The 6,881-nt window shown below is 57.8% G+C and carries 6 protein-coding genes and 1 pseudogene; 5 read left to right on the top strand and 2 right to left on the bottom strand.

What is annotated here, in order from left to right:
* The 4 genes and pseudogenes from EOB59_RS35740 to EOB59_RS33015 all read left to right on the top strand — a co-directional run.
* Positions 1-248 (top strand): annotated as a pseudogene (locus EOB59_RS35740) (hypothetical protein); the annotation flags it as partial.
* A gap of 260 nt (positions 249-508) precedes the next feature.
* Positions 509-1,507, top strand: a complete 999-nt coding sequence (locus EOB59_RS33025; protein WP_095482959.1) for an ABC-three component system protein — start codon at positions 509-511, stop codon at positions 1,505-1,507.
* Positions 1,498-2,013: an ABC-three component system middle component 2 gene (locus EOB59_RS33020; protein WP_245329742.1), complete on the top strand. Its 516-nt coding sequence runs from the start codon at positions 1,498-1,500 to the stop codon at positions 2,011-2,013. The genes EOB59_RS33025 and EOB59_RS33020 overlap by 10 nt, the downstream gene beginning before the upstream one ends.
* On the top strand, positions 2,013-3,881 hold the full coding sequence (locus EOB59_RS33015) for a hypothetical protein (protein WP_128290178.1): 1,869 nt from the start codon (positions 2,013-2,015) through the stop codon (positions 3,879-3,881). The genes EOB59_RS33020 and EOB59_RS33015 overlap by 1 nt, the downstream gene beginning before the upstream one ends.
* 650 nt (positions 3,882-4,531) lie before the next feature.
* Here the strand turns inward: EOB59_RS33015 and EOB59_RS33010 are convergent.
* The gene (locus tag EOB59_RS33010; RefSeq protein WP_095482962.1) at positions 4,532-5,311 is read right to left on the bottom strand and encodes a GIY-YIG nuclease family protein; all 780 of its coding nucleotides are present in this window, start codon (positions 5,309-5,311) and stop codon (positions 4,532-4,534) included.
* Positions 5,241-6,443 carry a DNA (cytosine-5-)-methyltransferase gene (gene dcm, locus EOB59_RS33005; protein WP_095482967.1) on the bottom strand — a complete coding sequence of 401 codons (1,203 nt, stop codon included), beginning with the start codon at positions 6,441-6,443 and terminating at the stop codon, positions 5,241-5,243. The genes EOB59_RS33010 and dcm overlap by 71 nt, the downstream gene beginning before the upstream one ends.
* A 96-nt stretch (positions 6,444-6,539) precedes the next feature.
* Between dcm and EOB59_RS33000 the strand changes: the two genes are divergently transcribed.
* The coding region (locus EOB59_RS33000; RefSeq protein WP_128290177.1) for a very short patch repair endonuclease at positions 6,540-6,881 on the top strand (342 nt) is incomplete at its 3' end.

The raw sequence follows: 6,881 nt of genomic DNA, 5'->3' as shown, positions 1-6,881 counted from the left end.
GCTGCGTCCTGATGGCCGCGCTTGAGGAGATTCGGGCCGGACGGGTCTACGACTGCCGGCCTGATCGCGGATCCGGGCAAGAGCACCCACCCCCCCTGATCCGGTCCCTGCTCGCCACAGGTCTGGCGCGGACGGATAGGCTTCACCTCGACATCGCCACCGATGGCGCACTGATCAACCGGGATGGAAGGCACAGCGACTTGTTGTACGTGTTGGCCCCTTATACGATGAGCGCATCTATCCGCTGATGCGCATCTGGTTCTTCGAGCGCGAGCGTTTCGATGAGGAATATTCCCGTCTGCGGGCCGGGTGGGTACGTGACAAACCCGATGAATGCCAACCTGATTTGTTTGCTGGTTGATGTAACCTTGACCTCTTGCGAATAAGCTTTGACCGGACTGGCAAATGATGCCCATTGGATTTTATCGGGCATGTATTGTGCGCTGGCTTGTCAATTGAACAAGGAACGGCGAACCTTGCTTCGCCGTTTCGAACCTAGAGCGATATCTTGCGCCCAAACTACGCCGTCCAGCTCACCGCATTGCCCGACGAACGTCTCGAAGCCTTTGTCAACGACTGGCTTGCGAACCGTACGAAGGACTACAACTCACACGAGCGTTGGTCCGGCACCGGCGATATGGGACGCGATGTCGTGGCTTACGTCACAGATCAGCGGCATGAAGGCCCTTGGGACAACTTCCAGTGCAAGCAACTCGGTGCCCGTCTATCGGAAAAGGCGGCGTTTGTTGAGCTGGGCAAAATCTTCATGCACGCAGCGAAGGGTGAGTACACGCTGCCGCGCTCCTATACGTTCGTCGCCCCTCGAGGGGTTGTGCGCAACGTTCAGGCCTTCATTGCACATCCGGAACGCTTCAGGCAGGCCTTCCTCGATCGGTGGGCCACCGGCATAGCCGGGGAGTTGGTCGAGAATGCAAGCGTCCCTTTGAGCGAGGAGATCCGCTCGGCAATAAATGCTTTCGACTTTACCCAAGTGTATTCTCTGGACGCCGTCCGTCTCGTCGATGACAGCCACGCGAAGACTGTGCTCGTGAAATGGTTCAACGATGATCCGGGACCTTCGCCGCTTGGCGTGGCACCTGACCAGTTGCAAGATCACGAATCTGCTTACATCAGTCAGCTGGTCGATATTTATGGCGAGTGCGCCGGATCAAAGTTCGAGAACCCGGCTGCGGTTCTACAGGACGCTCGGTGGGGCACCCATTTGCGTGATCAGCGAACTCGGTACTTCGACGCGGCCGAGTTCGATCGTTATTATCGTGACTCGACCCCTCCGGACTATCTTTCGACGTTCAAGGATGAGGTTTATCACGGGGTTTCGGATGTCTACACGGAGTCCAACGGTGGCGGCCTGGAACGTGTGACAAGGGTGCTGTCGCAGGCGGCTACCATCCAAGCTTCCGGGGTGTTAGGACGCCACGCGCGGGTGCAGGTCAAACAAGGTACCTGTCATCATTTCGCGAATGAGGGGCGGCTTCCGTGGAAGTGATCAGCGAGGGACGGCAACCTAGTCATCCTTTCAACAGCACCCTCGAGACCGGCATCCGAGCGGTGATGCTGTTGGAAGCATTTTATCCGCGTCAGTGTGATCTGATCGAAATGACTTGGCTGGACCACTTGGTCGTTCATACGGCTGACCTCGATGGAGAGGACGTGCCCCCCAGTCTCCATCCGGACTTGCCGAATCGCACCGGTGAACTCTTCGTTCGTCGTCAGCTGATGGAGAAGAGCTTGCGCATCATGCAGCAGGTGCATCTCGTTGACGTCGTGGAAACAGACCTTGGCGTCACGTTTGTCGCCAGCGAGGATGCGCCAACCTACCTAGACCTGCTTCAGTCCGACTATTCGATGGCACTCAAAGAGCGTGCCCGCTGGATTGCCCAGCGCTTTGCTGGAATGGCGACGGTCGAAATCAAAGCTGTGATTGAGGCCAAGATCGGCCGCTGGACCGCCGAATTCCGCGCAGATCACGCCCCCACCGGCAGTAGCGCATAATGGCGAGCGGCATCACGATTCGTCACCTGGTTTTCACAGGACCATCAGTCGCGCCGGCTGAACTGTCGTTCAACGATGGCCTCAACATAGTTTACGGAGCCTCCAACACCGGCAAGTCGTTTACGACCAAGGCGCTAAACTTCATGCTGGCAGCGACCAAGGAATTGCCCAAAACTGAGGAAATCACGCACTACGATGCTGTTTGGCTAGGACTGACGCTCTCTAGCGACCGAGACGTCACACTTTATCGGGCTACAAAGGGCGGCGCGTTCCGTGTGCACGATGGGTTGATCAAGAATACACCCTCTGCGGCGGGGGCCATCCTTCAAGGTAAATTCGACGCCAAGCGAAGCGACAACGTTTCATATTTCCTCCTGGAGACGCTTGGCCTTGCGAACAAGGTAATCGTCAAAAGCGCGAACGCGGAAAAAGATACTCTCTCGATCCGCTTGCTATCTCCGTACGTCGTTGTGTCGGAGGAAGACATCATTTCCGATAGAAGTCCCGTCCTCTATTCTGGAATTCCCAGTCAGCGGACGTTTGAACGGAACTTGTTCCGCCTGCTTCTAACCGGCAACGACGATGGCGCGGCTGTTACCGTTGCAGGTAAAAAGGAGAAAAGTGTCGCCCGAACTGCAAAGGTTGAGTTGGTCGATGAGATGATCGCTCAACTTGATGAGGAGATTGGCGAGGGTGGGCCGACGCGTGAGGAGCTCACCGAACAGCTCAGAAAGATCGAAGGATCCCTAGGCTCCCTGCATGACAACTTGCGTCAGGCTCAAAACAATCTTGACAGCCTTGTGACCGAGCGTCGGCAGCTTGTGGAAACCCAACGCGACCTGGTTTCTCGATTTACGGAACTCGAAGTGACGCTGCAGCGCTTCGGCCGTCTTAGTGAGGTCTACAAGTCCGACATTGCCCGGCTACAGGCTTTGGAGGAGGGCGGATTCATACTGGTCACTATGGCGGAACGCGATTGTCCGGTCTGCGGGGCGCCGCCTGGTGTCCAGCGGCGCAATCATGCCGCAGATGAGATCGCCCTTGCTCACAGGGCTGCTGCCGCCGAGGTGAGGAAGATTCAGATTGAGCAGCGTGAACTAGGTCAGACGATAACATCGCTTGAGGCCGAGGCAACGGGCTTGCGAAGCAGGTCTGCAAAGTTGTCGGACGAGATTGATCGTGCTGGGAAAAGAATAGAGGACGCTCGGCCCAAAGAAATCGCTGCACGTCACCTCTACGAAGAACTCTCTGCCACCAAGGCACGGATTGATCGAGCGGAAGACCTTTACGAGAGAAGGGACCGTCTCGTAGTTCGTCGATCCCAGATCGAAGAGAAGGCTTCTGAGGGCAAGGCAGACAAACTCGACGTGGGTGTGGATAGCACAATTGCCTACACATTCGGAGAGGTCGTGCGAGAAGTATTGACGGCTTGGAAATTTCCGCAAGCCGACCGCGCGCAGTTCGATATTGAAACGAACGATGTTACCATCGGAGGTAAGCCCAGGTCGGCGAACGGAAAAGGCGTCCGGGCCATCTTGCATGCCGCATTCAATGTTGCGGTGCTTCTCTTCTGCCGGCGCCGAGATTTGCCACATCCCGGCTTTTTGGTTCTAGACACACCGCTTCTCACATATCGCGAGCCGATGAAGAGCAAGCACGGCGAGCTTTCAGCCGACGAGGAAGAACTTAAGAAAACAAGCCTTGCGACGCACTTCTATGAACATCTCGCTGGCCTGAAAAACCTGGCGCAGATCATCATAATTGAGAATTCCGACCCCCCGAACGGAATTCGGCCTCTAGCCAAAATTGAGACCTTTACCGGCGTGGACGGTGAAGGCAGATACGGTCTTTTCCCTAAGCTGGGTTAGCCCCAAACTCAAACCCGTGCACGTACAGTTGACCCACGAGGATACCTCGCGGCGGCACCGGGCATTGCGAACAAAACAAGAATCTGGGATCGTCCAAAGTGATAGCTTGGGATGATTCGAACTGTGACTGCCACCGCTACATGCAACGCTTTCAACTCGCCTCTGCTCAGTCTAACGTCTCGCTTGGTCATGGCACTTGCCCTTCCACGGGAATCGGTGATCGCAACGTCACCAGCGTGCCATGGCCGCCCCTCGCCTCAGAGTAAGGGCCTTTCTCTCTCCAGAGCTTTTTGCAGAACCTTCAGGATACTATCTAAGCAAGCTGCCCCAACAGTTTTTAGTAAACACTTCAGTGTTGTTTGACGACAATGCCGGCGAGAGAGACGCAATGCATGTTGGCGCATTTTATGAATTTTTTGCGGGGCGGGATGGCGCGGGCCGGATTGGGTGTGGTCTTGCCTATTCGCCTTGAGCCGAGAAAAGCGGCGGGCTACGCCGCTAACTTGGGCGGCGAGATTGACGATCGGCGACGTCGCTAAGGTCGGTGTCGCCCAATTCCCCTGACGCAGATAGACCCGACGCCGACGGTGACCAAGGGCATCGCGCATAATTGTTGTTTAACCTACTTTCGACGCGATGCACTCAGTTCGTCAGTGTGGAATCGCAGTTCCGTCCCCGTCCAAGTCTCCCTTTGTGTCCTCTTCGTCCTCGGCTCCTTCCTCTACTAGGCTCTCGCCGCCGAGTTTCTCGAAGCGTCTTTCCGCCAGCCAGTTCATGCGCCTAGTCTGGGTCACGAGCACACGTCGAAGGCCCATCTTCACCTCGCGTTCGGAGATGACCTGCGACAGCTTGGACACGATGAGCGCCCGACGTGCCAAACGGGTGTCCGGATGGCCGCGCAACTCCTGGATCCGGTCGGAGACAATCGAACCACGCATGGAAGGCGGCTCGGTGATTTCTACAGTCGGCGCCGGCGGGTCCTTCTCATTCAGGATCGCCTTGAACTTGCTCTCGTTGCGTAGCCGAGTGAAGACAAGGTGCTCGAGCGCGTTTAGGTGCGCATTCGCCGTTTTAAAGTCAGAGTGCTTCGACCCCACGGCCTCGAACTGCGGCAGTGGCCAGACCTGTATCTCCGCCACCTCAAAAGGGTCCAACACCGACATCGCCACAGCGTCGGTGCGCTGGTTCGTGAGGTGGCGCCCGACGCGGCCGGAAACCTTCTCCTTGGTCTGGCCGACGTAGATCGGCTCCCCGTCGTAGTCGTAGAACGCGTATACTCCCCAGCGATAGCTGCCGACGGGACGCTTCTCACCCGAGGGGTCGTCGTAGAGAGTTTCGCGGAAGAACTTCCGAATGGCCTTACGCAGCTCGTCCGTTTCGAGCGGCGGTGTTTTCGTGCTGTCTGTTGTGCTGTTCGGGAGTTTCGCCATGTTGTCCCTCGGTCGCTCGGAGGACCGGCTCGAACAGGTGCTGCGCCAGAAAGCGAACGACCGGAACTGCCACCCCGTCCCCTGTAAGGTGGTAGCCTTCATTGTATGCGCGAGGCAACTTGTAGCCGTCCGGAAGTCCCATGAGCCGTGCGGTCTCCCTCGCGCTGATCAAGCGCGACCGGACACGGGCGCCGTCCACGACCATGATCGTCTGCCGGGACGACCCTCCCGTCGGTGTGCGCAGGCAACCCGCGATCTCGTCGAAGCGCACTTCCGCTCTTACAGCTTTCCCGTTAGGATTCTGCGGTCTCGTCCGCTTGTAGACGGTCCCCACCATGCGGCGCCTGGCCCGCTTCGCGGCCTCAAGCTTCGCGATATTCACCGGAGACATCTGGGCGATCAGCCGCGCGGTCTGTTCCGTGGTGTGCCATTCGACGCTCGAGGGATTTTCTTCGACGAGGTCGGCGAAGCATGTGTTGCGGACAGGCGGAGAAGGAAGATTCCACCACAGCCACCGCTTCCGCGCCTTTGCAGGAATCCTTGCGACCGCGTTTTGAAGGCCGCGGGAATGGAAGGGCGCCACCGGCTCCGGCGATAGCATGGCCTCGTGGACCTCGAAATCCCCCCGGACGCCGATGACGAAGAGCCTTGGGCGACTCTGCGGGACAAAAAGTTTTGCGTCGATGACCATAGCGCCATAGCGGTAGCCCGCTTTCGCGAAAGTCTCGGCGATCGCCACGAAGTCAGCGCCTCCGTGGCTGGTCAGAGTCCCGTTAACGTTTTCCAGCGCGATGATCTTCGGACCGCGGCCCTCTGCGATCAGGCCGTTCATAATCGTCCAGAACGGATAGAAGGTTCCCGAACGCTCGCCTTTCAATCCAGCGCCGCCTCCGGCAAGCGACAGATCCTGACAGGGGAATGACCCCCAAGCTAAGTCGGCAGTGCCGGGGAGCTTGTCGATCTTGACTTGCCGAATATCACCGATAGTCAGCTCGCCGCCGGTCCCCCAGTTGACCTGATACGTCAGGCCTTTTTTTACATCGAAATCGTTAGCGAAGGCACACTGCCACTCTGGACCAAGTCCGGCACGCGCCATCCCTCCGCCGGCGAAAAACTCATAAAATGTCCGCATGATCTCCCCGTGATTCGCGCGTAATGCTAGCATACCCCACGCCGAAAATGGTTTACGGTTTGTTCTCATCCGTAACATGCTCACCATGAATTTTCCATGACTGCGAACGTTGATCCTGCCAGAAGCCGACAAATGTCCTTGGTCCGGTCAACCGGCACAAAACCGGAGATGGCCGTCCGCCGCCTCGCGCACGCACTCGGCTATCGCTTCAGGCTGCACCGCAAGGACTTGCCCGGGAAGCCCGACTTGGTGTTCTCCCGGCGACAGGCCGTCATCTTCGTACACGGGTGCTTCTGGCACGGACATGGGTGCAAGCGCGGCGCGCGTATGCCGAAAAAAAACCGGGAATACTGGTCGGCGAAGATCGCGAGGAACGTCGAGCGCGATGCCGAGAGCGTCGCAGCGATCGAGGCCGACGGATGGCGGGTCCTAGTGATC

Source organism: Mesorhizobium sp. M7A.F.Ca.MR.176.00.0.0 (assembly GCF_004023165.1).
GTDB lineage: Bacteria > Pseudomonadota > Alphaproteobacteria > Rhizobiales > Rhizobiaceae > Mesorhizobium.
This window is presented reverse-complemented; position numbering and strand designations above follow the sequence as displayed.

What these genes read in the sequence shown, in the direction of transcription:
- EOB59_RS33015 (WP_128290178.1), top strand. Translation starts at nt 2,013, where the DNA reads ATGGCGAGCGGCATCACGATTCGTCACCTGGTTTTCACAGGACCATCA.
- EOB59_RS33010 (WP_095482962.1), bottom strand. Translation starts at nt 5,311, where the DNA reads ATGGCGAAACTCCCGAACAGCACAACAGACAGCACGAAAACACCGCCG.
- dcm (WP_095482967.1), bottom strand. Translation starts at nt 6,443, where the DNA reads ATGCGGACATTTTATGAGTTTTTCGCCGGCGGAGGGATGGCGCGTGCC.